Origin of the sequence: Pseudolabrys sp. FHR47, assembly GCF_005153485.1 — a bacterium.
Taxonomy (GTDB): Bacteria; Pseudomonadota; Alphaproteobacteria; order Rhizobiales; family Xanthobacteraceae; genus Pseudolabrys.
Window position 1 is genome coordinate 3,352,438 of record NZ_CP039740.1, and the last position, 26,393, is coordinate 3,378,830.

At 63.0% G+C, this 26,393-nt stretch carries 28 protein-coding genes; 10 read left to right on the forward strand and 18 right to left on the reverse strand.

What is annotated here, in order from left to right:
* Positions 1 to 36 precede the first annotated feature (36 nt).
* The 9 genes from E8Q40_RS16380 to E8Q40_RS16420 all read right to left on the reverse strand — a co-directional run bounded on the left by E8Q40_RS16380 (position 37) and on the right by E8Q40_RS16420 (position 7,006).
* A complete protein-coding gene (locus tag E8Q40_RS16380; protein ID WP_246662882.1) occupies positions 37 to 330 on the reverse strand; it encodes a cytochrome c in 294 nt (97 codons plus the stop codon).
* A gap of 62 nt (positions 331 to 392) precedes the next feature.
* Positions 393 to 659: a TIGR03809 family protein gene (locus tag E8Q40_RS16385; RefSeq protein WP_137045552.1), complete on the reverse strand. Its 267-nt coding sequence runs from the start codon at positions 657 to 659 to the stop codon at positions 393 to 395.
* Between the two features lie 233 nt (positions 660 to 892).
* On the reverse strand, positions 893 to 1,816 hold the full coding sequence (locus tag E8Q40_RS16390; protein ID WP_137046776.1) for a branched-chain amino acid ABC transporter permease: 924 nt from the start codon (positions 1,814 to 1,816) through the stop codon (positions 893 to 895).
* A gap of 56 nt (positions 1,817 to 1,872) precedes the next feature.
* Positions 1,873 to 2,760: a branched-chain amino acid ABC transporter permease gene (locus tag E8Q40_RS16395; protein WP_137045553.1), complete on the reverse strand. Its 888-nt coding sequence runs from the start codon at positions 2,758 to 2,760 to the stop codon at positions 1,873 to 1,875.
* 142 nt (positions 2,761 to 2,902) lie between these two features.
* Positions 2,903 to 4,114, reverse strand: coding sequence for an ABC transporter substrate-binding protein (locus E8Q40_RS16400; protein ID WP_246662883.1), 1,212 nt, complete (start codon positions 4,112 to 4,114; stop codon positions 2,903 to 2,905).
* Between the two features lie 89 nt (positions 4,115 to 4,203).
* Positions 4,204 to 4,920 (reverse strand): ABC transporter ATP-binding protein, encoded by a 717-nt coding sequence (locus E8Q40_RS16405; protein WP_137045555.1) that lies wholly within the window; start codon positions 4,918 to 4,920, stop codon positions 4,204 to 4,206.
* Positions 4,913 to 5,671: an ABC transporter ATP-binding protein gene (locus E8Q40_RS16410; RefSeq protein WP_137045556.1), complete on the reverse strand. Its 759-nt coding sequence runs from the start codon at positions 5,669 to 5,671 to the stop codon at positions 4,913 to 4,915. The genes E8Q40_RS16405 and E8Q40_RS16410 overlap by 8 nt, the downstream gene beginning before the upstream one ends.
* Positions 5,672 to 5,894: 223 nt before the next feature.
* Entirely contained in the window at positions 5,895 to 6,665 is a 771-nt protein-coding gene (gene hpaI, locus E8Q40_RS16415; RefSeq protein WP_137045557.1) for a 4-hydroxy-2-oxoheptanedioate aldolase, read from the reverse strand.
* A gap of 122 nt (positions 6,666 to 6,787) precedes the next feature.
* Positions 6,788 to 7,006, reverse strand: a complete 219-nt coding sequence (locus E8Q40_RS16420) for a SlyX family protein (RefSeq protein ID WP_137045558.1) — start codon at positions 7,004 to 7,006, stop codon at positions 6,788 to 6,790.
* A 106-nt stretch (positions 7,007 to 7,112) separates the two neighbouring features.
* Between E8Q40_RS16420 and hydA the strand changes: the two genes are divergently transcribed.
* Together hydA and E8Q40_RS16430 are read left to right on the forward strand one after the other, a co-directional pair.
* A complete protein-coding gene (hydA, locus tag E8Q40_RS16425; RefSeq protein WP_137045559.1) occupies positions 7,113 to 8,531 on the forward strand; it encodes a dihydropyrimidinase in 1,419 nt (472 codons plus the stop codon).
* Positions 8,532 to 8,619: 88 nt separating this feature from the next.
* Positions 8,620 to 9,627, forward strand: coding sequence for an NADP-dependent oxidoreductase (locus E8Q40_RS16430; protein WP_137045560.1), 1,008 nt, complete (start codon positions 8,620 to 8,622; stop codon positions 9,625 to 9,627).
* Between the two features lie 52 nt (positions 9,628 to 9,679).
* Here the strand turns inward: E8Q40_RS16430 and E8Q40_RS16435 are convergent, their stop codons facing one another.
* The 6 genes from E8Q40_RS16435 to E8Q40_RS16460 form a co-directional block, all read right to left on the reverse strand.
* Positions 9,680 to 10,333: a CoA transferase subunit B gene (locus tag E8Q40_RS16435; protein WP_137045561.1), complete on the reverse strand. Its 654-nt coding sequence runs from the start codon at positions 10,331 to 10,333 to the stop codon at positions 9,680 to 9,682.
* Entirely contained in the window at positions 10,333 to 11,064 is a 732-nt protein-coding gene (locus tag E8Q40_RS16440) for a CoA transferase subunit A (protein ID WP_137045562.1), read from the reverse strand. The genes E8Q40_RS16435 and E8Q40_RS16440 overlap by 1 nt, the downstream gene beginning before the upstream one ends.
* A gap of 90 nt (positions 11,065 to 11,154) precedes the next feature.
* Positions 11,155 to 11,493, reverse strand: coding sequence for a hypothetical protein (locus tag E8Q40_RS16445; RefSeq protein ID WP_137045563.1), 339 nt, complete (start codon positions 11,491 to 11,493; stop codon positions 11,155 to 11,157).
* A 196-nt stretch (positions 11,494 to 11,689) separates the two neighbouring features.
* Positions 11,690 to 12,082 (reverse strand): oxalurate catabolism protein HpxZ, encoded by a 393-nt coding sequence (hpxZ, locus tag E8Q40_RS16450; protein ID WP_137045564.1) that lies wholly within the window; start codon positions 12,080 to 12,082, stop codon positions 11,690 to 11,692.
* 138 nt (positions 12,083 to 12,220) lie between these two features.
* Positions 12,221 to 13,603 carry an AtzE family amidohydrolase gene (locus tag E8Q40_RS16455; protein WP_137045565.1) on the reverse strand — a complete coding sequence of 461 codons (1,383 nt, stop codon included), beginning with the start codon at positions 13,601 to 13,603 and terminating at the stop codon, positions 12,221 to 12,223.
* 16 nt (positions 13,604 to 13,619) lie between these two features.
* On the reverse strand, positions 13,620 to 13,799 hold the full coding sequence (locus E8Q40_RS16460; protein WP_137045566.1) for a DUF4089 domain-containing protein: 180 nt from the start codon (positions 13,797 to 13,799) through the stop codon (positions 13,620 to 13,622).
* A 162-nt stretch (positions 13,800 to 13,961) separates the two neighbouring features.
* Here E8Q40_RS16460 and E8Q40_RS16465 point away from each other — a divergent pair, with 162 nt between their 5' ends.
* The 3 genes from E8Q40_RS16465 to E8Q40_RS16475 all read left to right on the forward strand — a co-directional run bounded on the left by E8Q40_RS16465 (position 13,962) and on the right by E8Q40_RS16475 (position 16,574).
* Complete coding sequence (locus tag E8Q40_RS16465) at positions 13,962 to 14,939, forward strand: tripartite tricarboxylate transporter substrate binding protein (protein ID WP_137045567.1); 978 nt, start codon at positions 13,962 to 13,964, stop codon at positions 14,937 to 14,939.
* A 7-nt stretch (positions 14,940 to 14,946) separates the two neighbouring features.
* A complete protein-coding gene (locus tag E8Q40_RS16470; protein ID WP_370455198.1) occupies positions 14,947 to 15,582 on the forward strand; it encodes a glutathione S-transferase N-terminal domain-containing protein in 636 nt (211 codons plus the stop codon).
* Between the two features lie 83 nt (positions 15,583 to 15,665).
* A complete protein-coding gene (locus E8Q40_RS16475; RefSeq protein WP_137045568.1) occupies positions 15,666 to 16,574 on the forward strand; it encodes a phosphate ABC transporter substrate-binding protein in 909 nt (302 codons plus the stop codon).
* On the opposite strand, the gene E8Q40_RS16480 is transcribed toward E8Q40_RS16475, so the two are convergent.
* Complete coding sequence (locus E8Q40_RS16480; RefSeq protein WP_137045569.1) at positions 16,571 to 17,239, reverse strand: TetR/AcrR family transcriptional regulator; 669 nt, start codon at positions 17,237 to 17,239, stop codon at positions 16,571 to 16,573. The genes E8Q40_RS16475 and E8Q40_RS16480 overlap by 4 nt on opposite strands.
* Before the next feature lie 108 nt (positions 17,240 to 17,347).
* Here E8Q40_RS16480 and E8Q40_RS16485 point away from each other — a divergent pair, with 108 nt between their 5' ends.
* The 4 genes from E8Q40_RS16485 to E8Q40_RS16500 all read left to right on the forward strand — a co-directional run bounded on the left by E8Q40_RS16485 (position 17,348) and on the right by E8Q40_RS16500 (position 23,624).
* Complete coding sequence (locus E8Q40_RS16485) at positions 17,348 to 18,457, forward strand: efflux RND transporter periplasmic adaptor subunit (RefSeq protein ID WP_137045570.1); 1,110 nt, start codon at positions 17,348 to 17,350, stop codon at positions 18,455 to 18,457.
* Positions 18,454 to 19,545, forward strand: coding sequence for an efflux RND transporter periplasmic adaptor subunit (locus E8Q40_RS16490; protein ID WP_137045571.1), 1,092 nt, complete (start codon positions 18,454 to 18,456; stop codon positions 19,543 to 19,545). The genes E8Q40_RS16485 and E8Q40_RS16490 overlap by 4 nt, the downstream gene beginning before the upstream one ends.
* Entirely contained in the window at positions 19,542 to 22,610 is a 3,069-nt protein-coding gene (locus E8Q40_RS16495) for an efflux RND transporter permease subunit (protein ID WP_137045572.1), read from the forward strand. Before E8Q40_RS16490 ends, E8Q40_RS16495 begins: the two co-directional genes overlap by 4 nt.
* A 201-nt stretch (positions 22,611 to 22,811) precedes the next feature.
* Complete coding sequence (locus tag E8Q40_RS16500) at positions 22,812 to 23,624, forward strand: N-acyl homoserine lactonase family protein (RefSeq protein WP_205995565.1); 813 nt, start codon at positions 22,812 to 22,814, stop codon at positions 23,622 to 23,624.
* A gap of 113 nt (positions 23,625 to 23,737) precedes the next feature.
* Here the strand turns inward: E8Q40_RS16500 and E8Q40_RS16505 are convergent, their stop codons facing one another.
* Together E8Q40_RS16505 and E8Q40_RS16510 are read right to left on the reverse strand one after the other, a co-directional pair.
* Entirely contained in the window at positions 23,738 to 24,637 is a 900-nt protein-coding gene (locus E8Q40_RS16505) for an NAD(P)-dependent oxidoreductase (RefSeq protein ID WP_137045574.1), read from the reverse strand.
* 18 nt (positions 24,638 to 24,655) lie between these two features.
* A complete protein-coding gene (locus tag E8Q40_RS16510; protein ID WP_137045575.1) occupies positions 24,656 to 25,081 on the reverse strand; it encodes a carboxymuconolactone decarboxylase family protein in 426 nt (141 codons plus the stop codon).
* A gap of 492 nt (positions 25,082 to 25,573) precedes the next feature.
* Between E8Q40_RS16510 and E8Q40_RS16515 the strand changes: the two genes are divergently transcribed.
* Positions 25,574 to 26,317 carry a GntR family transcriptional regulator gene (locus E8Q40_RS16515; protein ID WP_137045576.1) on the forward strand — a complete coding sequence of 248 codons (744 nt, stop codon included), beginning with the start codon at positions 25,574 to 25,576 and terminating at the stop codon, positions 26,315 to 26,317.
* The last annotated feature ends 76 nt before the right edge of the window (positions 26,318 to 26,393 follow it).

The window sequence follows — 26,393 nt, forward strand, 5'->3', positions numbered from 1 at the left end:
GCGGGACTTCGCCGGAAGGATAGAGCGATGCGCCGCTCAGCGCACCTGGATCGACTTCAAATAATCGACAATGGCGCCGACGTCATCGCCGTTGAAGCTCAATTCGGGCATGTCCGGATGTCCGGCCATGATGCCCTCCCCGAGCGATTCCTCGAGAGACTCGATGGGATACCGCTTGCCGAGGGTTCTAAAGACCGGTGCATCCGGACGGCGACTGTTGCCGGTGCGGCCGGTGGCGTGGCAGCTGCCGCAGTAAGTGATGAGCAGGTCCTCGCCGCGCTTGAGATCTTCGGCACTGGGCGCAGCCGATACCGGAATGGCCGCGACCAAGACAAAGCCTGCCGCGATAACCAGCTCGATAATTGGGGAACGAACGCGCCGCTGCCGCGGGCTCAGGCCGCCGGCCGAACGACCGAAGCCTCGTGCGCGACTGTGCTGCGCGAAGGTTCTTGAACGATGGGCAAGCCGGCCAGTTGACGCCATTTCTTCGCGCCCTCGATGACTTCGAGCATGCGGACGGCGAAGCTTTCCTGGGTGTAGTAATGCTTCCAGCGGCCGCTGCGATACAACTCAGTATAGTAAGCGAGACGCTGTTCGGCGAGATCGTGCCAGCGCCGCGCGATCTTCTCCAGATCAGGACTGCCGGGCGAAGTCCGCATGGGGAGGCCTTGGCAAGGGTCAGTTGCAAGCGCCGATTCGTTTACCCCCCGATCGTCACGCGTGACGTAACGACGAACAACCCTACAAAAACGACCTCGGCACGATGTGGATAACACCGTGTTGTTTAAAGTGATTCGCCAGTGTTTGAAACAACATAGCTACGGCGGCCATTAACGATTTGTTTAGTTTCTGGCCGCCGTCGCCCCTGGTCATCCACCGTTAAAACAGCGGTTTAGCGCTTAAACAGCGCCGCGATCTCGCCGACAATGCCGCGCCGGAACAGCAGCACGACGGTCACGAAGATCACGCCCTGGATCACCAGCACCCATTCGCCGACCGACGACAGTTTGAACTGCATCGCCAGGATGACGAAGGCGCCGACCACCGGCCCGAAGATGGTGCCGAGGCCGCCGACCAAAGTCATCAGCACCACCTCACCCGACATCGGCCAGTTGACGTCGGTGAGCGAGGCAATCTGCAGTGTGATGGCCTTTGTCGAACCGGCAACACCCGCGAGTGTCGCCGACAGTACGAAGGCAATCAGCTTGTAGCGGTCGGTCTTGTAGCCGAGCGAAATGGCGCGCGGCTCGTTCTCGCGGATCGCCTTCAGCACCTCGCCGAACGGCGAATGAATGATGCGGTAGATCAGCAGGAAGCCGGCGAGGAAAACCACCATGACGAAGATGTACATCGTGGTTTCGTTGGACAGATCGATGAAACCGAACAGCTTGCCGCGCGGCACCGCCTGAATGCCGTCTTCGCCGCCAGTGAACTTTATGCGCAGCGCGACGAAATACATCATCTGCGCCAGCGCCAGCGTGATCATCGCGAAGTAGATACCCTGGCGGCGGATCGCGAGCGAACCAGCAAGAAAGCCGCAGACCGCGGCGGTCAGCGTACCAGTGAGGATGGCAAATTCCGGATTGAAGCCCCAGACCTTGGCGGCGTGCGCCGACAGGTAGCTGGCCCACCCGAAATACAAAGCGTGGCCGAAGCTCAACAGCCCGACATAGCCGATCAGCAGATTGAAGGCACACGCAAACAGCGCAAAGCACATCGCCTGCATCAGGAACAGCGGATAGGTGAAGAACGGCGCGACCATCAGCGCCACCACCATGACGACGAAGCCGATGGCCTCACCGTTACGCTGCAGCATGGACGGCTCGCGCGTGGCGACGGTGCCCGTTGTCACAGGTGAGGATGTGGCCTGCATCAGGCGCCCCTTCCGAACAGACCGGCCGGACGCACCAGCAGGACGATAGCCATGATGACGAAGATCACCGTGTTGGAGGCCTCGGGGAAGAACACCTTGGTGAGGCCCTCGACAATGCCGAGCCCGAAGCCGGTGAGAATGGCGCCGAGGATCGAGCCCATGCCGCCGATCACCACCACCGCGAAGACGACGATGATCAGTTCGGCGCCCATCTGCGGCGAGACGTTATAGATCGGCGCCGCCATGACGCCGGCGAAAGCGGCGAGCGCCACGCCGAACCCATAGGTCAGCGTGATCATCACCGGCACGTTGATGCCGAAAGCGCGCACCAAGGTCGGGTTCTCGGTCGCGGCGCGAAGGTAAGCCCCGAGCCGCGTGCGTTCGATGGCGTACCAGGTGCCGAAACAGATGACGAGTGACACCACGATCACCCAGGCGCGATAGTTCGGCAGGAACATGAAGCCGAGATTCTGACCACCGCGCAGCGACTCCGGCAGTGCATAAGGTAGACCAGCCGAGCCGAGATAATTGCGCGCCACGCCCTCGATGATCAGTGCCAGACCGAAGGTCAGCAGCAGGCCGTAGAGGTGATCAAGCTTGTAGAGCCACTGCAGGAAGGTGCGTTCGATGACGATGCCGAAGGCGCCGACGATCAGCGGCGCGACGATCAGCGCTGGCCAATAGCCGATGCCGGTAAACTGCAGCAGCAGGAAGGCCGCGACGGCGCCGAGCATGTATTGGGCGCCATGGGCGAAATTGATGATGTTGAGCATGCCGAAGATGACGGCCAGGCCGAGGCTCAGAAGCGCATAGAACGAGCCGTTGATCAGGCCGATCAACAACTGGCCGAACAAGGCCGCCGATGGAACACCAAAAATCGTGAGCATGCTGTCTCTCTTCTATCCCTCCCCGCTTCGGGGAGGGTGGATCATCGCGAAGCGATGAGCCGGGTGGGGTTACGTCAGGTCGATCCCCACCCGGCTCGCAAGTGCTCGCCACCCTCCCCCTGCGGGGGAGGGATAAGCACGCTCAGCCCTTCACCAACGGGCAGTTGCCATCCTTGAGCGGACGGAAGGCTTCTTCCATCGGGATAGTCGCGCGCAGGTGATAGAGATCGCCCGGATACTTCGACTCTGCCGGCTTCTTGGCTTCGAACAGATAGGCCGGGTGCAACACGCGGCCGTCCTCACGGACGACGCTCTTGCCGTAAATCGAGTCTTCAGCGGGCAGAGCCTTCATCTTGTCGACCACCGCCTTGCCGTCCTTGGCGCTGCCGACGGCGGCGACCGCCTTGAGATAATGCAAGGTGCCGGAATAGACGCCGGCCATGTTCATGCTCGGCACCTTGCCGGGAGAGTTGCGCTCCTTGTCCCAGCGCTTGGTCCAGGCGCGGGTGCCCTCATTGAGATCCCAGTACCAGGTCTCGGTGAAAGTCAGGCCCTGGGCAGTCTTGAGACCGAGCGCAAGAACGTCCGGCGCGAAGATGAGCATACCGGCGAACTTCTGCCCGCCCGCGACAATGCCGAATTCCGCACCCTGCTTGATGGCGTTGATGGTGTCGCCGCCGGCATTGGCGAGACCGATCACCTTGGCCTTCGACGCTTGCGCCTGCAGCAGGAACGATGAGAAGTCGTTGGTGTTGATCGGGTGACGCACCTTGCCGAGCACCTTGCCCCCGCTCTTCTCGACGACAGCCGCGGTGTCACGCTCGAGCGCGTGACCGAAGGCGTAGTCCGAGGTCAGGAAGAACCAGGTATCGCCACCGGTCTTCACCATGGCCCTGCCGGTGCCGTTGGCCAGCATCCAGGTGTCGTAAGTCCAGTGAATGGTATTCGGCGAGCACTTCGGACCCGTGAGATCGGACGAGGCCGGGCCAGACCCGACGAACACCTTATTCTTGGTCTTGGTCACTTCGGCGATGGCGAGCGCAACGCCGGAGTTCGGCACGTCGGCGATCATGTCGACGCCGTCGCGGTCGTACCACTGATTGGCGATATTGACGCCGTTATCGGCCTTGTTCTGATGGTCGGCGCTGACGACCTCGACCTTCACGTTCGGGTTCGTCTTCATGAAGTCTTCGGCAGCGAGCTTGGCGCCGATGACAGAGCCGATGCCGGTGTCGTCGGCATAGAGCGACGACATGTCGGTCAGCACGCCGATCTTGACGTTGATCTGCTGTGCGGACGCGGTGCCGCCCAGCAGCAGGGCGGCCAGTGCCGCCAAGCCTATCGCTTTCTTCATATTCTCACTCCCAAACATTTGCGTTTCCGGTTCAGTCTTCTTGTCGCTTCTTGAGCTGAAGCTTTTTGTTTGTTGAGTTCCTTACGTCGTCAAACGCCTAAGTATTCGTGAAGCTTGTCGACATTCGCCTCAAGTTCGGCATTGGTGAACTGGTCAATGATGCGACCGTGCTCCATGACGTAGTAGCGATCGGCGACCGTCGAGGCGAAACGGAAGTTCTGCTCGACCAGCAGGATGGTGAAGCCCTGTTGCTTGAGCGCGCGGATAGTCTTGCCGATCTGCTGGATGATGACCGGGGCGAGGCCTTCGGTCGGTTCGTCGAGCAGCAGAAGCCGCGCGCCGGTGCGCAGGATGCGGCCGATAGCCAGCATCTGCTGCTCGCCGCCGGACAGCTTGGTGCCCTGGCTGGAACCGAGCCTCTCCTTCAGATTCGGGAACAAGTCGAAGATCTGCTCGAGCGACAGCCCGCCAGGCCGCACCACCGGCGGCAGGTTGAGGTTTTCCTCGACGCTGAGGCTGGCGAAGATGCCGCGCTCTTCCGGGCAGAAGGCGATGCCGGCGCGGGCGATCTGGTTCGACGGCTTGTCGATCAGGTTCTGGTTCTCGAACAGGATGGAGCCCGAACGTTGTCCGACGATGCCCATGATCGACTTCATGGTCGTGGTCTTGCCGGCGCCGTTGCGGCCGAGCAGCGTCACCACCTCGCCTTCGCGTACGTCGAACGAGACGCCGTGCAGGATGTGGGATTCGCCGTACCAGGCTTGCAGGTCCTTCACCTGCAGAAGAGGCGCGGTCCGATCAAGCATGGCCGACCCCCATATAGGCTTCGCGCACGTCCGGATTGTTCGATACCGTCTCGTAGTTGCCTTCGGCAAGAACGCGGCCGCGCGTCAGAACGGTGATCGTGTCGGACAGATCGGCGACCACAGACAGATTGTGCTCGACCATGAGCACCGTGCGCGCCTTGGCGACGGTCTTGATGAGATCGGCGATGCGCGCGATGTCCTCGTGCCCCATGCCGGCGGTCGGCTCATCGAGCAGCAGCATCTCTGGATCGAGTGCCAAAGTCGTGGCGATCTCGAGCGCGCGCTTGCGGCCGTAAGGCAGTTCGACCGCGTTCCAGTGCGCGTAATCAGACAGGCCAACATCGGCAATCAGCGCCAGCGCTCGTTCATTGTATTGATCGAGCACCGACTTGGAGCGCCAGAAATCCATCGAGGCGCCGCGCAACAGCCGCTGCAGCGCGATGCGGACATTCTCCAGCACCGTCATGTGCGGGAATACCGCGGAAATCTGGAATGAGCGCACAAGACCGAGCTGGGCGACATCGGCCGGCGCCATCGCCGTGATGTCCTGGCCCTTGAACACGATGCGGCCGCTGGTGGGCGGCAAGAACTTGGTCAGGAGGTTGAAGCAGGTCGTCTTGCCGGCGCCGTTGGGACCGATCAGCGCGTGAATCGTGCCGCGTTTCACTCGCAGATCCACGCCTCCCACCGCTGTAAAACCGGCGAACTCCTTTGTCAGACCCTCGGTTTCGAGGATCAAATCCGCACTCATGAGCAATTTCCCCTCGTCCTCATTCTCGGGAACATTCACGTTCCCGGCAAGGACCTTGGGCATATTGGTATTTCATTATCTCGCAGATGCAAATATCTTTTGCGTGCGAAATTGCCTCATGGAGAGGCAGCCGCTGTCACGCCATTGTAAACAATGGCGCAATAGGACACGGGAAATATAACCCGGTGGGGTTGCCCACTTGAGCGGCATCAAGCCGCCGTGATCAGGACGGCTTGAACTTTTTGGCCAGGGTGTCGGCGCTCTTGGCGAGCAGCCCGACATCGGAACCGACCGCGACGAACAGGTAACCCCAGTCGATGTAGCGGCGGGCTTCGTCCTCGTTGCCGGTGAGGATACCGGCCGGCTTGCCGACCTTGGTCAGGCGCTCGACCGCATCCTTCATCGCCGCCTGCACCTCGGCATGCTGCGGATTGCCGAGGTGGCCGAGCGAGGCGGCCAGATCGGACGGGCCGATGAAGACCCCGTCGACGCCCTCGACGTTGGCGATGGCTTCGATGGCATCGAGCGACTGGCGCGTCTCGACCTGCACCAGCACGCAGATCTCCTCATTCGCCTTGGTCAGATAACCGGGCACGCGGCCGTAGCGGCTGGCGCGCGCCGCGACCGACACGCCGCGAATGCCCTGCGGCGGATAGCGCGTCGCCGCGACGGCGGCCTTGGCCTCCTCGACCGACTGCACATAAGGAATGAGCAGCGTCTGCGTGCCGATGTCGAGGCAGCGCTTGATCAGCACCGCGTCGTTCCAGGCCGGGCGGATGATCGGCGTCGCGGTGCCCTTCTCGAGCGCCTGCAATTGTGACAGCAGATCGGGAATCTCGTTCGGCGAATGCTCGGTGTCGAGCAGCAGCCAGTCAAACCCGGAGTCCGAACAGATCTCGGCGGCGATGTTGCTGCACAGGCTCTGCCACAATCCGATCTGCAACTTCTTGGCGCGAAGGCCGGCTTTGAAGGCGTTGCGCCTGAACTCGGTCATGGTCCATTCCCGTCTGATGCGCCGTCGCTCGCGGCAGCCTGCGTCGATGCTGTACCGGCTTGAGACCGAAAATCAAATGGCAAAGCCCGCCGTCCCCGTTCGTCCCCATTCATGACCGAGGGTCAGTAATGCGGCGGCGGCGGCTCCGGCTCGCCGGGGCCGTTCGCAACCGCGGCTTCCCGGACTTCGGCAGTAAGCCGCGCGATTTCCCGCTTCAGTTCGTCGATCAGCTTCCACTGGGCCGTGATCGCCTCATTTAAATCCTCTATGGCGCGCTCCTGATGGGCGCGGCCGATTTCCAGCTCGACGACGCGGGCATTGAGCGTGACAAAATCGTCCATGGGCAGACTCTCCGGGACAGGCACGAAGCGGCTGCGAGACCATATCGCAACCGCAGCAAAAGTCTGAGATACTACGGACTTCCACGATCGACACCCCGAAGGCCCTATGACGTTCGACACCATTATCCGCGGCGGCACCGTCGCCACTGCCTCCGATACCTTTAGTTGCGACGTCGGCATCGCCGGCGGCCGGATCGCCGCCCTCGGCAGCGACCTCGGCACCGCCCCCGAGATCGTCGACGCCACCGGTCTGCTGGTGCTGCCCGGCGGCATCGACAGCCATGTCCACATTTCGCAGCCGTCCGGACCCGGCATCGTCATGGCGGACGATTTCGCCTCAGCGACCCGCTCGGCGGCCTTCGGCGGCAATACCATGGTGCTCCCTTTTGCCATGCAGCAGAAGGGCGAGAGCCTGCGCGAGGTGGTGAAGGACTATCACAGGAAGGCCGACGGCCAGTGCTACATCGACGTCTCGTTCCATCTCATCATCGCCGACGCCTCCGACGCCGTGCTCGGTCAGGAACTGCCGGCCCTCGTTCATGACGGCTACACCTCGTTCAAGGTGTTCATGACCTATGAGGGCCTCGCCCTCTCCGACATGGAAATGCTCAAGGTCATGACCGTGGCGCGCGAGACCGGCGCCATGATGATGGTGCATGCCGAGAACTACGACGCCATCCGCTTCCTCACCGACCGGCTCGAGCAGGCCGGCAAGACCGGCACGCTCTATCACGGCGCCTCGCGGCCGATCCCGGTCGAGCGCGAGGCGACGCACCGCGCCATTTCACTGGCGGAGCTGATCGACGTGCCGATGATGATCGTGCATGTCTCGAACGGCCAGGCCCGCGACGAGATTGCCCGCGCCCGCGCCCGCGGCCTCAAGATCTATGGCGAGACCTGCCCACAATATCTGATGCTCACCGAGAGGGACATGGACGGCCTCAACATGGAGGGCGCCAAATATGTCTGCTCGCCGCCGCCGCGCGACAAGGAAAGCCAGCAGGCCTGCTGGGAAGGTTTGCAACAGGGCATCTTCTCGCTGTTCTCGTCGGATCACTGCCCGTTCCGTTACGACGATCCGCAGGGCAAGCTGGCGCCCAAGGGCAAGACCAGCTTCCGCTGGGTGCCGAACGGCATTCCCGGCGTCGAGACGCGGTTGCCGATTTTGTTCTCCGAAGGCGTGAACAAGGGCCGCATCTCATTGAACGAGTTCGTGGCGCTGACCGCGACCAACCACGCCCGCACCTATGGGCTCTATCCGAAGAAGGGTACGATTGCGGTGGGGTGTGACGCCGACATCGCGTTGTGGGACGCCAAACGCGAAGTGACTATCTCGCAAAGCCTGATGCATGGCGGCACCGACTACACGCCCTATGAAGGCATCAAGGTCACCGGTTGGCCGGTCTCGACCATGGTGCGCGGCCAGTTCGTGGTACGTGACGGTGAGCTGGTCGGCAAGCTCGGCGGCGGCGCCTATGTGCCGCGCGAGAAGTCAGAACTGGCGAAGCCGAGGGCCAATTCGTAGCCCGGATGAGCGCAGCGAAATCCGGGAGCGCCTTACCCGCATTGCGCTTCGCTCCATGCGGGCTACAAGAACCGCCTCGGAGCAAAGAATGCCAACCAATCGCCAAGTCCTCCTCAAATCCCGCCCGAGCGGCATCCCGCAAGCCGAACACTTCGAGATCGCCAGCGCGCCGGTCCCCGAGCCCGGCGAACGGCAATTCCTCGTGCGCAACGAATTCCTCTCGGTCGAACCGGCAATGCGCGGCTGGGTATCGGCGGTCGCCAACTACTCGACGCCGGTCGGCATCGGCGAAGTCATGCGCGCCTTCGCCGCCGGCACCGTCGTGAAATCGCGTCATCCCGGCTTCGCCGAGGGCGACAAGGTGATGGGCATGCTCGGCTGGCAGGACTATACGGTCAGCGACGGCAGCAACATCACCCGCAAGGTAAAGGAGACCGACCTGCCCTTGTCGCTGTCGCTTGGCGTTCTTGGCCTCAACGGCCTTACCGCCTATTTCGGCCTGCTCGATCTCGGCCTGCCGAAGCCCGGCGACACCGTGGTCGTCTCCACCGCCGCCGGTTCGGTCGGCTCCGCGGTCGGCCAGATCGCAAAGCTGATGGGCTGCCGCACCGTGGGCATCACCGGCGGCGCCGCCAAGGTCGCGCTGTGCAAGGATGCGTTCGGCTACGACGCCGCCATCGACTACAAGGCGGGCAACCTCGATGCCGGACTCAAGGCCGCCTGCCCGGGCGGCATTGACGTTTACTACGACAATACGTCCGGTCCGATCAGCGACGCCGTCATCAAGCAGATCAACATCGGCGCGCGCATCGTCATCTGCGGCACCGCCGCGCTGTCGTCATGGGACCCATGGCCGAGCGGCCCACGCATCGAGCGGCACATCCTGGTCAAGCGCGCGCGCATGGCCGGGCTAATCGTGTTCGACTATGCGCATCGCTACGAGGAAGCCGTGGCGCGGCTGGCGCAATGGATTCGTGACGGCAAGCTCAAGTACCGCGAAGACATCGTCGACGGCATCGAGCATGCCCCCGGCGCCATCGCCGAACTCTATCGCGGGGAGAATCTCGGCAAGCGGCTGATCAGGCTCACCCAGTAAAAAATGCCCGGCTTTTCAGCCGGGCATTTTCATAGCAGCGTAAACTCGAAGCCTAGTGCTTCAGCTTCGCATCGACTTTGAACTTGGCTTCGGTCTTCTTCGTGATTTCGTCGAGGCTCACGCCCGGCGCGAGTTCGATCAGGGTCATGCCCGCATCGCCCTTCTTGTCGATCGTGAACACGCCCAAATCGGTGATGACCATGTCGACGACGCGCGAGCCGGTCAGCGGCAGGTCGCATTTGTGCAGCAGCTTCGGCGCATCCTTGGCCGTATGCTCCATGATCACCACCACCTTCTTGACGCCGGCGACGAGGTCCATGGCACCGCCCATGCCTTTGACCATCTTGCCGGGGATCATCCAGTTGGCGAGATCGCCGTTCTCGGCCACCTGCATGGCGCCGAGCAGTGCGAGGTCGATATGCCCGCCGCGGATCATCGCGAAACTGTCGGCCGACGAGAAATAGCTGGTGGTCGGCAGTTCGGTCACGGTCTGCTTGCCGGCGTTGATCAGGTCCGGGTCCTCGTCACCCTCATAGGGGAACGGGCCGAAGCCGAGCATGCCGTTCTCGCTCTGCAACTGCACCGACACGCCGTCCGGAATGTAGTTCGAGACAAGCGTCGGAATGCCGATGCCGAGATTGACGTAGAATCCGTCGCGCAATTCCTTGGCGGCGCGCTCGGCCATTTGATCGCGGGTCCACGGCATCAGACTTCCTCCCCTGCGCCGAACGCGCCGGGCGCGGGGCGCTTGCGCGTCGTGCGCACTTCGATGCGTTTCTCGGCGGTGCTCTTGATGATACGTTGCACGAACACGCCCGGCGTATGGATCTCGTCGCCGTCGAGTTCGCCCGGCTCGACCAGGTGCTCGACCTCGGCCACGGTGATGCGGCCGGCGGTCGCCATCATCGGGTTAAAGTTGCGCGCGGTCTTGCGGTAGACGAGGTTTCCCTCGGTGTCGCCCTTCCAGGCGTGCACCAGCGACAGGTCCGCCACCAGACCGGTCTCGAGAATGTAGCGCTCGCCGTTGAACACTTTCTCTTCCTTGCCCTTGGCGATCTCGGTGCCGACGCCGGTCTTGGTGTAGAAGCCGCCGATGCCGGCGCCGCCGGCGCGCATGCGCTCGGCGAGCGTGCCCTGCGGATTGAATTCGATCTCCAGTTCGCCCGCGAGATACTGCTGCGCGAACAGCTTGTTCTCCCCGACATAGGAGGCGATCATTTTCTTGATCTGCCGCGTCTCGAGCAGCAGGCCGAGGCCCGCGCCGTCGATGCCGGCATTGTTCGACACGCAGGTCAGGCCTTTCACGCCGGAATCGCGCAAAGCCACGATCAGGTCGGTCGGCATGCCGCAAAGGCCGAAGCCGCCGGCCATGACCATCATGCCGTCTTTGACGATGTCGGCGAGCGCCGACTTCGCATCAGGATAGACTTTTCTCATCAGTTCCCTGCCGTTTCACCCGGGTTCCAGTTCTTGTGGTCGGCCGTTTCTAGCCGGACTTTCGCAGGAGCGAAAGGCCGCGACACAGGGTCAGCGCGGCGGGGTGACGTCGGTCACCGGGTTACGCGGAGGCGTGATGTCCCGCACCGGATTGGCCGGACGGACGGGAGCGGCCGGCGCCGCAGGGGCGGTCACCGGAGGCGGCGCGGCGACCGGGGTCGCAGGAGGGCCGAGCCGGGTCGGCAGCGGCAGCCCATGCGGATAGTAGCTCCAGGCGATGAAAAATACGGCAAACAGCAGCGCCGCCATGCCGGCCGCGGTGGTCCGGCTCTGCCACGACAAGAGGCCGCCGATCAGGCTGGCGACGAAAACGAAAAACGCAAGGATGATGACGTAGATCCAGTTCACCTCGGCCAGATCGATCGGCATGGATGTCTTCCTTCGGGCAGCGAAGCCCCCACCTGGCATGTTAGCCCGAGCGCGGCAGAGCGGTCACCTATCCCGGGCGCAGTGCAGCGCGCCTTCGCGGTACGCTGCTGACCCGGGATCGCAAAAATATCGGTGTTTGTGAAGGTCCCGGTTCAGCGATGCGTCACTGCGGGCCGCGTTGCGCCCGGGACAGGTCTCAGCTTTTCGGCGGGTCCATCAGGCTGACATGCGCGGCCACGACGCGCCAGCCCTCCGGAAAGCGGACCCAGGTCTGCATCTGCCGGCCGATCTTGCCAGGCGCCGACGGCCGCTCGTACAAAGTCGAGGCGGTAGCGAAGTCGCGGCCATAGGTGGTGATCGACGTCTTCGAAAGAGTGCGTCCGAGTCCAACCGGCGAGCGCGCGGCGCGGAACGCCTTGATGGCCTCGTAACCGTACAGCACTTCTGTCACGCCATAGCGCACGGTGCGCGGATCGTCGCGAAACAACTCGTCGAGCTTGGCGACGTCGTTGTTGACCAGCGCCTGTTCATAGGCCTCGAAGGCCTGGCGCACCTCGGCGACGACTTCCGGGATGTCGATTTCGGGCATTTATTGTTCTCGCTTTTTTTGCTCAGCCGTTCAGCCGTCGTCATGCCCGGCTTTATGCCGGGCATCCACGTCTTTCTTGATGCTGCAAAGACGTGGATGGCCGGGTCAAGCCCGGCCATGACAGGGTGGAAGACGTGACTACAAAACCGGCCTTGGCGCCGCCACCACGCCCATCGTCTCCAGCGCATGCGCGATGCGCAGAGCCACATCCTCGCGCCAAGGCGCGGCGATGATCTGCACGCCGATCGGCAGCGGCTTGAGCGGCACCGGCACCGCCACCACCGGCAGACCGATGAAGGAGATCGGCTGCGTATAGAGCCCCATATTGGCGCGCACCGGCATCTCGACGCCGTCGAGCGTGAAGTTGACCTGGCCGATCTTCGGCGCGGTCACCGGCGTCGCCGGCGCGAGGATGGCGTCGCAGTCCTTGAACAGGTTGAGCACCGCGTCGCGATACCAGCGGCGGAAGTTCTGCGCCTTCACGACCAGAGTCGACGGGATCATCGCGCCCGCGATCAGCCGGTCGCGCACCGCCGGGTCGAAATCGTTCGCCTGTGTGCGCAGGCGCTCGAGATGCAAGGCCGCGCCTTCCGTGGTGGTGATGACGAAAGCCGCCGAGCGCGCGCGGTTGGCCTCCGGAATTTCCACCGTGCGCGCGCCCACCGCTTTGGCCGCCGTGTCGAGCGCGCTCAAGGCCTCGAGCGAGGCGCCCTTGCGGAAATAGCCGCCGGCCACCGCGACGCGCAGGCCCTCCAGGCCCTGCTCCAGAAACGGCGTCGTCGACTCGCGCGGACGATCGACGCAGGCCGCATCTTCGGCGTCGAAGCCCTGCATGGCGTCATAGCTCAGCGCCAGATCGCGCACCGTGCGCGCGAAGGGCCCGAGATGATCGAGCGAGGCAACGAAGGGAAATGAGCGCGCCCGTGTCAGCCTGCCATAGGTCGGCTTCAATCCGAAAATGCCGCACAGCGACGACGGCACGCGAATGGAGCCATTGGTGTCGGAGCCGAGCGCGATCGGCACCATGCCGCCGCCAACCGCGCCGCCCGAACCGCCGGACGAGCCGCCGGTCATGCGTTCGGGGTCGTGCGGATTGCGCGACGGGCCGTCATGCACATTCTCGCCGGTGAAATCGTAGGCGTATTCGCCCATGTTGAGCGCGCCGGTAAGCACCGCGCCGGCGGCTTCCATGCGCTCGATCAGCACGGCGTCGTGCTTGGCGGCTGCCCGCGTGCGGTTGATCTTCGAACCCGCCACCGTCGGCAGGCCTTCGATGTCGAACAGGTTCTTCACTGCGAAGGGCACGCCGGCGAGCGGCAGCTTCGCTCTGTCGGGCGAGGCATCGACCGCTTTGGCTTTCGCGCGCGCGCGCTCGGCGGTCACCGCGGTGAAGGCATTGAGCAGCGGATTGCGCTTGTCGATGACGGCGAGCATCTGCTCGGTCACGTCGAGCGCGCTGACTTTTCCGGATTGCACCGCCGCCGCGATCTCGGCGGCCGACGACCAGGTGTGATCGCTCATGTCGGAGGCTCCCCACTCACGCCTTGAAGATCGGCGCCGGTTCGGCTTCGTCCGGCAGCGGGAAGTCGGCATAGGTCGCGGCGTGACGAAGCGAGACCTCGAGATTGGCCTTCACGGCGCCCTTCCAGGCCGGCTCGAGCGGCAGGTTGAGCGCCACTGCTGCGGCGTCGATGAAGTCGTCGAGTTTGTCGGCCATGGAGATCGTCCGGGTGGGTCGCCGGTAACTTACATGCAAATTTGGAGCCAAGGTAGTCCGCCGAACCGGTTAGGGACGTTGTGCTGGGATCAACTTGGCCACGTCTCCCACCCCCTGTAAGGTCGCCGCACAACACGAAAGCAATATCCGGGAGGACTGAGAATGCGGATGATCAAACGGCCGGTGCTGGCCTTGGTGCTCGCCTTGGCGCTCGCTTTGCCGGGTCTGGCCCAGGCGGAGGACTATCCGAACAGGAACATCCGCTTGATCGTGCCCTTCCCGCCCGGCGGTCCCAACGATGTCATCGCGCGCGTTGTCGCCAAGCGCATGTCCGACATTCTCAAGCAGACGATCGTTATCGACAATCGCGGCGGCCAGGGCGGCGTGCTCGGCACCGATGCCGTCGTCAGGGCGGAGCCGGATGGCTACACGATTGCTATCACCAGCGCCGGCGCGTTGGCGATCAGCCCGAGCATGGAGAAGGTGCCCTACGAGACCTTGCGCGATCTCCAGCCGGTGACGCTGGTCGCCTCGGTACCCGAAATGCTGGTCGTCGCGGACAACGTCCCGGCCAAGAATATGCAGGAGCTCGTCGCGCTCGCCAAAGCACAGCCCGGCAAGTTCAATTTCGCATCGTCGGGCGCCGGCAGCCTGCCGCATCTGGCCGGCGAACTGTTCAAGCTCAGCGCCAAGATCGACGTCGTCCATGTGCCATATCGCGGCGCCGCGCCCGCGGTGAACGACCTGCTCGGCGGACAAACACAGATGGCTTTCTTCGATCTGCCGGTGTTGCTGCCGCATGTCCAGGCGGGCAAATTGCGGGCGATCGCCATTGGCGCGCCGAAACGCTCGGCGGCCGCGCCGGATGTACCGACCACCGCGGAAGCCGGCATGGGCGAGTTGCAGGCTGAAAACTGGTACGGAATGGTAGCGCCGGCCAAGACACCCGCCGCAGTTATTCAGATCCTGAACAAAGCGGCCATCGAAGCGATGAAGGATGCTGAGGTCATCGACCGGATGAACAAGGTCGGCGCCAAGCTCGTCGGCAATTCACCCGAGGAATTCCGCAGCTATATTACCGCCGAAACCGAGAAATGGACCCGCGTGATCAAGGCGGCCTACATACCGGTGTCGAAATAGCCGCAACGTGTCCGTTCGCTTGACCGAACCTTCCGGCCTGATGACCTTGCGGTCGACCGAAACGTCTCCGTTCGGGCGCAAGGTTCGCATTGCCATCGATGTTCTGGGGCTCGGTGCGCGCATTGCCGTCGCGCCGGCCAATACGCTCGATGAAAACGACACGCTGCGGCAGCAGAACCCGCTGGGCAAGATGCCGTGCCTGCTGCTGCCCGGCAGCGAGGTGCTGTACGACAGCGGCGTCATTATCGAATACCTGCAGGAGTTCGCCGGCACCGACCGGCTGGTGCCGCGACAGGGGCCGGAGCGTTATCGCAAACTCACTCTGGCGACGCTCGCCGACGGCATCACCGACGCTGCCTTGCTCATGGTCTACGAAGGCCGCTTCCGCGAGCCCGGCGCGCATTCGACGCGTTGGCTCACCCACCAGCGCGGCAAGATGCTGCGCGCGCTCGCGGCGTTCGAGCCTGCACCGCCGCCGGCCAACGTCACGGACATTGTGAGCATCGGCCTTGCCTGCGCCCTCGGTTATCTCGACTGGCGCCAGCCTATCGCATGGCGGCCCGAGCATCCGCGGCTCGAGCAATGGCTGACCGATTTTTCCCGGCACGAGGGTGCCTTCGGCCGTACGCAGGCCAAATCCTGATCATTGATTCAAAGTCCTGATCGTAGACCCGCCGGTCCGAAGGCGATATGAGCTGTTACCGTTTGCAAGATCGCAGCACGCCCATGCCCTACCCTGCCTCAGGCCCCGTCACCCTCGACACCAATCTCGCCGATTATCCGGTGACACGTGCGCTGAAAGCCGGCGCGGTGACGTCCGATCTGGTGAAGTTCAACTTCACCGGGCCGAAGGTGGCGAACCAGGGCTTCAAGCCGATGGTGCGCGAAGGGCGCTTCGACGCTGGCGAACTTGCCATCGTCACCTTCCTGCAGGCGAAGATCTACGGCAAGCCGCTGACGCTGCTGCCCGCCGTGGTGATGGCGCGCGGCCAGCACCACACCATCAGTTACAATGTCGCGCGGGGTCCGCTGGCCCCGCGGGACATCGAGGGCAAACGCTTCGGCACCCGCTCCTATTCCGTGACCACGGGCGTCTGGGTGCGCGGCATCCTCAAGGACGAATACGGCGTCGACTTAGGGAAAGTGACCTGGTGCACCACCGACGACGGCCATCTCGCCGAATACAAGGACCCGGCGAATTGCGTGCGGCTGCCGGCTGGGTCGAATGTCGAGAAGATGCTCATCGAGGGCGAAGTCGACGGCGCCATTCTCGGCGGCGAATTACCCGACGAGCCGCGCGTTGCCCCGCTCTTTCCCGATCCGCACAAGGCGGCCGAAGCGTGGTCGAAGAAGAACGGCATGGTGCCGATCAACCACCTGTTCGTCGTGCGCAGCGAACTGGCGCAGCAACGCCCCGACGTCGTGCGCGACATCTTCCGCCTGCTCAAAGAAAGCAAAGCGCAAGGTGTGCCGCCGGAGAGCATGAAAGACGGCATCGACCCGGTGCCGTTCGGCGTCGAGAACAACCGCAAGGCGCTCGAGACCATCATCCGCTATTCGTACGAACAGCAGGTCATCCCGCGCATGATGTCGGTGGATGAACTGTTCGACGACGTGACGCGGGACCTGGTCTAGCCCGGCGAACGAACTGGCGAATAGCGGCCGAGGAACAGCTCGATCCCGGCTTCAATCTGGGCATCGACCTCGGCGCGACTCGGAGGACTCGACGGCACTAGCATCCCGCGGATGTCGAAATCCCCCCTGACAAGACTCAGAAACTGAATCGCGGCCAGGGCCGGATCGGGAACGTTGAGCTGCCCGCTCTCATGCGCTTTGATCAGGAATTGGGCCAGGCGCTCCTTAATCACCTTGGGGCCACTCTCGAAGATCGCCGTTCCGACCGAGGGAAGTCTCGGCACGACACCGGCGACGGTACGCAGGAGCAACATCGCCTGCTCGGTCAGGAATATTTCGACGAAGTTCGTAGCGACAAGCCTGAGCACGTGAGCGACATCGTCTTTGTCGAGTGTGAGCCGCCAGATTTCGTCCGCGACACGATTCGCCTCGTCGACCATGACGGCGGTGAAGAGCGCCTCCTTGCTGGTAAAATGCGCATAAAGGGTCGCTTTCGACACGTTGGCCTGGCGCGAGACCATGTCCATGCTGACCGCGTCGAAGCCCTGATCGATGAACAATTCACGAGCGGCCGCAAGGATCGAGGCAACCTTCAGGTTGCTCCGATCCGGGGTCGCGCGTTGCCCCTCTAGGCTGTCGCCGTCCTGCAACTGTTGCATGGCCATTTACCTCTCCTGAACTAGACGGTTCAGTTTTCTATTGACTTTTGCGCCGCAGCATCGCAAATGTCAAGACTGAACTGTTCAGTTTAGTTTGGCCATTTGGCGGTAAATATGCCTCGGAACCTCGTATCCCACGTATTCTTTTGTGGCGCGCTGACGCTCGCGTTAGCCGCCTGCGACGATCAACAAAAGTCGGCCGTTCAGCCCCCTCTTCCGGTCAAGGCGCAGGTGGTATCGGCGTCCGAGCATGCGCTCTCGGTGGCCTTCACCGGTGAGATCAAGGCCCGCGTCCAGAGCGAACTAGCCTTCCGGTTTGCCGGCAGGATCGCGAAGCGGTTTGTCGACGTCGGCGACCACATTCATGCCGGCCAGGTGCTGGCGACCCTGGAGGCCCGGGAACAGACCGCCGAAGTCGACTCCGCCGACGCCGGCGTAAAATCGGCCGAAGCGACTCTCCGTCAGGCCACAGCCGCCTACGATCGCCAGAAGGCGCTGCTGACCAACGGCTTCACCACCCAGACCAATTACGACAACGCCTTGCAGACCCTCCAGGCAGCCCGCGCCTCGCTCGACGTGGCCCGCTCAACCCTGGGTACGGCCAAGGAGCAATTCGCCAATACGACATTGATCGCCGACGCTGCCGGCGTCGTAACGGCACGCAATGCGGAAGCCGGACAAGTCGTCGAAGCCGCGCAGAGCGTCTTTACAGTCTCACTCGATGGCGAACGTGACGCTGTCTTCGATGTCTTCGAAGGATTGCTGTCGCACCAAGCCACCAACGCTACTATCGAAGTGGCGCTCGTCTCCGATCCTGGGGTCAAGACCACCGGCACAGTGCGCGAGATAGCGCCGACGGTCGATCCATCAACCGGCACGGTTCGCATTAAGGTGGCGGTCGACAAGTCGCCCGCGGCGATGACGCTTGGTGCTGCTGTCACGGGTGCTGGCCACTTCCAGGCCGCCCCTGTCTTCAGACTTCCCTCCAGCGCGTTCTTCACTGAACGCGGCAAGCCCGCCGTTTGGACCATCTATCCGCGCAGCCACATTGCCTCGATGAAGCCGATCGTCATCGACAGCTACCGGAGCAACGAAATCCTCATTCGCAGCGGGTTGAAGGCGGGCGAAATTGTCGCAACCGCGGGCGCGCAATTGCTCAGACCCGGCCAGATCGTGAAACCGCTGATCGCGAGCGAGCAGGCCCGCGCGGAGACTGCACCATGAAGTCGCCTCTCGTGTCCCTCGCGGCTGTTGCGCTCGCAGGCCTGCTGGCCGGGTGCAACGACAATACGAGCATGGCCAAAGCCGGGCCCGCGCCGCGGCCTGTCGTCTCGATGCTTGTCAAAGCGCAGAAAGAGCAGCCCTCCGGCTTCGCCGGAACGATTCAACCGGAATTTCAGACCGACCGCGGATTCCGCGTGCTCGGCCGTCTCATCGCCCGGCGCGTTGACGTAGGAGACGTGGTCAGGCCCGGGCAAGTTCTCGCGCAGATCGACCCGCTTTTGCTGGAACTTGCCGTGCGTTCGAGCGAAGCGGATCTCGCCAAGGCAAAAGCCCAACTCGACAATGCAACGGCGACGGAAAGCCGGCGCCGCGCGCTCCTGGCCAAGGATGTCGTGACGCAGGCCGACTTCGACACGGCACAGCAATCGCTGGAAGCCGCTTCCGCCAGCGTGAAGCAAGCCGAGGCCAATCTTACCAAGGCCCGCGAGCAGCGCGGCTATGCCACGCTGACGGCCGACGCAGCCGGCGTCGTCACAAGCGTGGACGCGGAAGTCGGGCAGATGGTGACCGCCGGCAAGAAAGTCATGACCATCGCACGCACGGACTCCCGCGAAGCGGTCGTCGACATTCCGGATTTTACCGCGCGTTCCTTGAGCCCGGGCCAGCCATTCACTGTCAGCCTGCAGGCCGACCCTTCCGTCACCGCAAGCGGAAAGATTCGCGAGATCGCGCCACAGGCCGATCAGGCCACGCGCACGCGCCGGGTCAAGATCACGCTGGACCGGAACGTCGAGGAATTCCGGCTCGGCACGACCATCACCGTATGGCCGGTCGAGCATGCGACGGCGCAGACGTTTTTCGACATTCCGGCCTCGGCAATCGTCACGCGTGATGGCGGGCCGCATGTCTGGCGGCTCGATCCAAAGACCAAAACAGTGCACGCGGTTTCCGTCGAGATAACGGAAAAGGACAGTCAAAAAATCCGCATCGGCTCTGGTCTAGCAGCCGGCGAGCGCATCGTCATCGCCGGCGTCAACAGCCTGTCCAACGGACAGATCGTCAAGTTCGACGAAAGGAACTCCCCGTGAAGCGTTTCAATCTGTCCGACTGGGCGCTCGATCACCGCTCTCTCATCTGGTACTTCATGATCATGGCGTCGATCGCGGGGTTCTTCTCCTATTTCAACCTCGGCCGCGCGGAAGATCCTGATTTCACCATCAAGACGATGATCATCCAGGCTCAGTGGCCGGGCGCGACCGTCGAGGACATGATCGGACAGGTCACCGATCGCATCGAAAAGAAGCTCGAGGAGCTCGACACCTTCGACTACGCCAAGAGCCTGAACACGCCGGGCTCGACTACGATTTTCGTCAATCTCAAGGAGACGACGAAGGCCAAGGACATTCCGGCGCTCTGGGCGAAAATCCGCAACATGATCGCGGACATCAAGGGCCAGTTTCCCGACGGTGTTGTCGGCCCGACCTTCAATGACAGCTTCGGCGATGTGTACGGCAATGTGTACGCCTTCACCGCCGACGGATTCAGTCAACGGCAATTGCGCGATTATGTCGAAGATGTTCGCGCCAGAATCCTGGCTGTTCCCAATATCGGTAAGGTCGACCTCATCGGCGCCCAGGACGAGGTGATCTATCTCGAATTCTCGACCCGCCAGATCGCTGCGCTCGGACTGACGCGACAATCGGTTATCGACACGCTCAAAGCGCAGAATGCTATTTCGCCCTCAGGATCGATCGAAACAGAGGGCGAGCGTATCAGCGTGCGGGTCAGCGGCTCGTTCACCTCTGAGCAGAGCCTGCGTGCGATCAATCTTCGCATCAATGATCGCTTCTTCCGCCTGGGAGACGTGGCCAACATCACGCGCGGCTATGTCGACCCGCCGACCTCGCTGTTTCGCGTTGGCGGCAAACCGGCGATCGGGCTAGCCATTGGCATGAAGCCCAACGCCAATCTTCTGAATTTCGGCGAAGCCCTGAAGGAGGAGATGGCCAAGATCGAAGCCGAGTTGCCGGTCGGCATCGGCGTGCATCAGGTTTCGGATCAGCCCGCGATTGTGGAAGAGGCCGTCGGCGGGTTTACGAAGGCGCTCTTCGAAGCCGTCGCGATCGTCCTTATCGTCAGCTTCGTCAGTCTCGGGCTTCGGGCTGGCCTTGTCGTCGCGGTAACGATCCCGCTTGTTCTCGCGATCACTTTTGTCGTGATGGAGGTCTGGGGCATTTCCCTGCAGCGCATATCGTTGGGGGCGCTGATCATCGCACTCGGCCTGCTGGTCGACGACGCGATGATCGCCGTGGAGATGATGGTGGCGCGGCTCGAGGCCGGCGATCCGCTGCCAAAAGCCGCAACCCACGTCTACACCTCGACCGCGTTTCCCATGTTGACGGGTACGCTGGTCACCGTCGCGAGCTTCATTCCGGTCGGCCTCAACAACAGCTCGGCGGGCGAATTCACCTTCACCCTGTTCGTTGTCATCGCCGTGTCGCTGCTGGCGTCATGGATCGTCGCCGTTCTGTTCGTGCCGCTGCTCGGCGTGACACTGCTTCCAAAAAAGATGAAGCTTCATCATCACGAGCCCGGTCGCTTCACCAAGGCATTCGGCAACCTGTTACGCTTCTGCGTGCGCCGCAAGTGGCTGACCATTGGCGCCACGACGGCGGCGTTTGCCCTCTCGATATTCGGCATGGCCTTCGTACAGCAACAGTTCTTCCCGTCTTCGGACCGGACTGAACTGATCATCGACTGGACCGTGCCGCAAAATGCCTCGATCACCGAGACGCGCGCGCAAATGGACCGTTTCGAGAAGACCGTCCTCGAAGGCAATCCCGACGTCGACCATTGGTCGTCCTATGTCGGGCAAGGCGCGGTTCGTTTCCTGTTGTCTTACGACGTGCAACCGTCGTCACCGAACTTCGGTCAGATCGTCATCGTGGCCCGCGACGTCGAAGCCCGCGACCGTATCCGCGAAAAAGCCAAGGCCATCATCGCCCGCGACTTCGTTGGCACCGACGCCTATGTCCATCTGCTGGACATCGGCCCTCCGGTCGGACGTCCGGTGTTGTATCGCGTCAGCGGCCCCGATGTGCAGATCGTACGAAACGTGGCGCAGAAAGTCGCGTCGGTGCTCGGGCAGAACAAGAACCTCACCGATATCGTCTATGATTGGAACGAGCCCGGCCGGGTGGTGAAGGTCGACGTGCTGCAGGACAAGGCCGCGCAGCTCGGCATCACCTCGGAAGCAATTGCCACCACGTTGAATGGTGTCATCGGCGGGGCGACCGCTACACAAGTCCGCGACAGCATTTATCTCATCAACGTCGTCGGTCGCGCTCTGGGCCGCGAGCGTTCCTCGATCGAGACCTTGCAAAACCTGCAGATTCAGACCGGGGCCGGCAAAACCGTTCCCTTGGCCGCCGTCGCCAACTTCCGTTACGAGTCGGAGCAGCCCGTGATTTGGCGCCGCGGCCGTTTGCCGACGATCTCGGTCAAAGCCGCCGTCGGCACATCCGTGCAGCCCGCGACTGTTGTTGAACAGCTTACCCCCGAGATCGCCGAGATCAGCCGCACGCTGCCGGCAGGCTATCGCATCGTCACGGGCGGCTCTGTCGAAGAAAGCGCCAAAGGGCAAGCGCCCATCGTTGCCATCGTCCCCATCATGCTGCTGGTCATGGCAACGATCCTGATGTTCCAGTTGCAGAGCTTCCAGCGACTCTTCCTGGTCGTCGTGGTCGCGCCGCTGGGACTGATCGGTGTCGTGGGCGCGCTGCTGCCCAGCGGAGCACCGCTCGGCTTCGTCGCCATTCTCGGCGTCCTGGCGCTGATCGGCATTCTGATCCGCAATTCCGTCATCCTTGTTATCCAGATCGAGCAGTTGCGCAGCGAGGGCAAGGATGGATGGCTCGCTGTGATCGAAGCGACCGAACACCGCATGAGGCCCATCATGCTGACGGCCGCCGCCGCGAGCCTGGCGCTGATCCCGATCGCCCGCGAGGTCTTCTGGGGGCCCATGGCTTACGCCATGATGGGCGGCATCATCGTCGGCACCGTGCTGACGCTGTTGTTTCTGCCAGCCCTCTATGTCGCCTGGTTCCGTCTTAAAGAACCGCAGAGTTCGACGAACGCAGCGCTGCCGGGTTGATGCGTAGGCGCGATAGCCGCCGCTCGCGATCGCGCGAGCGCCGCGCCGATGTGCCGCTATGTTGTTGGCGTCCGCCGGGAGCACCGAAATGGACGCCGCCGGCGGCGCAGCCTATCATCCGCGCCAATACGAAACCGACACGGCCGGTCGGCGCAAGACGACCGGCCCGACAGGTTAAATAACCACTCAGGGAGGAACGCCTTGAGCGACGACACCTACGAAATCTACGCCGTCAAATACGGCCGGCATGAGCGCAATTCGTCCGACAACTTTATCGGCGGCGATACCCATGACGTGCCGATGCCGCTCGACTACTTCGTCTGGGCGATCGTCGGTAAGGACCGCACCGTCATTCTCGACACCGGCTTCGACCAGATGCGGGCGGATGCACGCAAGCGCCAGATCTCGAAGCCGGTCGGCGACGGTCTGCGTGCGCTCGGCGTCGATCCGGATTCGGTGAAGGACGTCATCATCTCGCACATGCATTACGACCACGCCGGCAATCACGACCTGTTCCCGAACGCGCGCTACCATCTGCAGGAATGCGAGATGGCCTATGCCACCGGCCGCTGCATGTGCCACGCCATGATGCGCATGCCGTTCGAGGCGGCGGACGTCACGGCGATGGTGAACAAGGTGTTCAACGACCGCGTCGTGTTCCATGACGGCGCCGCAGAGATTGCGCCCGGCCTGTCGGTGCATCACATCGGTGGCCATTCGAAGGGCCTGCAGGCCACGCGGGTGAAGACGCGGCGCGGCTGGATCGTGCTCGCTTCCGACGTCGCGCATTTCTACGCCCATCTCGACCGGCGGCGCGTCTTCCCCATCACCTACAACGTCGCTGACGTGCTCGCGGGCTACGACAAGGTCGAGGCGCTGGCGACGTCGAAGGCGCATGTCGTGCCTGGACACGATCCCATCGTGATGGACATCTATCCAGCCGCCCGCCCCAACATGGAAGGCTGGGCCGTGCGACTCGACGCCGATCCAAAGCCGAGACCCCCAGCGATCTAGCTGGCTGCTGATAAGTCTCGACGGTCACTCCTGACGCGGCTATGCGCGCGTTTACGCGCGGATTTAACATCCCATGAGCGCGTTCAGGCGCGTCTGCGACGCTATGGCCGCCTTTACTTTGCCGCCCTGCCCTTGATCTCGACGCCCGCCCATTTTTCAACGGTGCGCGCCGTGGCGGTCAAGTCGCCGTCGAAGCCTTCGATCGACTCGGTGATCGAGAGCAGCTGGTTTACCGCATTGCCGACGATCATCGGCACGCCGAGGGACTCGGCGAACTGCACCGCGAGCTTGGCGTCCTTGTGCATCAGGCCGACCGAGAAGCCGAAGTCGAAGCGCCGCGTCAGCACGCAACGCGGAAACTTGTCTTCGGTGGCGGTGTTGCGGCCGCTGCCGGCGTTGATGACGGCGATCATGGTGTCGGCATCGAGGCCGGCCTTGGCGCCCATGGCGAGCGCTTCCGACGTCATGGCGACGGCGGTGGCGGACAGGATGTTGTTGACGAGCTTCATGGCCTGGCCCTGCCCCGGCTCGGCACCGACCCAAAACATCTTGCCGATCACCTCGACGATCGGCCGCAGTGTCTCGGCGAGATCCTTCGGACAGGCAACCATCACGGCGACGGTGCCCTTCTCGGCGCCGCTCGGGCCGCCGCTCACCGGCGCATCGACGGCGGCAATGCCCTTGGCGGCGAGCACCGCCGCGACTTCCTTGGCCGCCACCGGGCCGGTGGTGGACAGATCGATGAAGGTTTTCACCGTGGAGCCAGTGGCGACATCTGCCGCCACCTTCTTGACGATGTCCGGGGTCGGCAGGCTGGCGAGGACGGTCGTGGCGGTCGATGCCACCTCGGCCGGCGAGGCCGCGCGCTTGGCGCCGCGCTGCACAAGACGGGCCACGTTGGTTTCGTTGAGGTCGAAGACGGTGACGCCATACCCGGCCTCGAGCAGCCGCCCGGCCATATGGATGCCCATGCGGCCGACACCGATGAAACCCAGCTCCTGCATTGTGGACATCAGTGTGTACTTTCTTGATTAGGGCTTCTTCGCTGGCGTAGCCGACACTTTGCCCATCTCCTTCAACACCTCGTTGGCGATCTTGAAGGCGTCGAGGCCGGCCGGAATGCCGCAATAGATCGTGGCGTGCAGCAGCGTCTCCTTGATTTCCTCGACGGCGACGCCGTTGTTGATGGCGCCGCGGACATGCAGCTTGATCTCCGGGCTACGGTTGAGCGCCGTGAGCATCGCAAGGTTCAAGAGACTGCGCGTCTTGCGCGACAGGCCCGGACGCGACCAGCCGTAACCCCAGCACCATTCGGTGGTGATACGCTGGAACGCCATCATGAAGTCGTTGGCATTGGCGATCGAGCCATCGACATATTCGGGGCCAAGCACCTCGCGACGGTGCTTGAGACCCTCGTAGAACATTACCTTGGTCGCTTTGTCCAATTCGCTACTCATGATCGCCTCCTGTCGTCTGAGAGTGTGGGATTCGTCGAAAGAATAAGACTCGAAGCGGCCACCACCTATGGTCAATGCGCGGCGCTTCGGTTTGTGATGATCGCCAGCGGGGAAATCTGCCGGCCTCGCGCCTTTCCCTCCCCGCGGCTTGACCGCCGGCCCTGCCCCGGGCTGTTTTTCTCCAGTGGAGCGGTCTCGGTCGTCGATATTGTCTGATAGTAGTACGGTATGTAAAATATGGGCCGAAGGGGGTCAAGAAACTCCTCGCGGGGCCCGTGACGACGTTTCGACGAAACTGATTTGACCGAGTCTCTGCGATCAAGCGCATAGTCGACAACGCCCGTGCGCGGTTCGGCAGCATCGACATTGTCGTCAACAATACCGTCGTAAGGCACTTCTCACCGGGTCGAGGATACCATTCCTGCTTTCGCTTTTCCGTTGTAGACATGTAACGATTCAGTTTGCCGGGACCGCTCATGGAGGAAATGTCCCTTGAACGCGCCGTCTCCCAAACTTGATTTTCGAGTCGAGAAGGTGGCCGCCCCGCTGCGCCAAAGCGTCACGGAAAGCATCCGCTATGCAATCGCCCTTGGCCATTTCGCTGCCGGCGAGCGGCTGACCGAGCGCGAACTGTGCGAGATGACGGGCGTCAGCCGCACGTTGGTGCGCGAGGCTCTGCGTCAGCTCGAATCCGAAGGATTGATCGAGGTCGTGCCGAACCGCGGCCCTAGTGTGGCGCGGCTGTCCGCGGAGCAGGCCCAGGGTGTCTACCAGGTTCGCGCCGAACTGGAAGGACTGGCCTGCCAGCTCTTCGCCGACCGCGCCGACGACGATCAGCGCGAGGCCCTGCACGATGCTTTCCGCAAGCTCAAGCGCTCCTTCAAGGATACCGATCCGCTGGCGCGACTGCGCGCCAAGAACCATTTCTACGAATGTCTGGTCGACGGCGCCGGCAATCAGGCGCTCGGCGATACGCTGCGGCTGCTCAATGCCCGCATCATGCTGTTGCGCGCGACGTCGCTGCGCGCACCGGGCCGTTCAGCCATCAGCATGGATGAACTCGCCGCCATGATGGAAGCGCTGGACGCGAAGGATGGGAAGAAGGCGCGCGCGCTGGCGGAACATCACGTCCAAAACGCCGCCAAGGCCGCCATCGAGTTATTGTACGCGCAATCGGAGCCGGCGCCTGCCAAGCCCAAACGCGCAGTCAGGTCCGGCGCCGCCGTGCGGGCATAAGCCACGTCAATCGACATCGCGCACGCCACTTCGCCAGCGCAGCCCCGTTGATCGGTGTCAAAGACGCCGAGCGTGC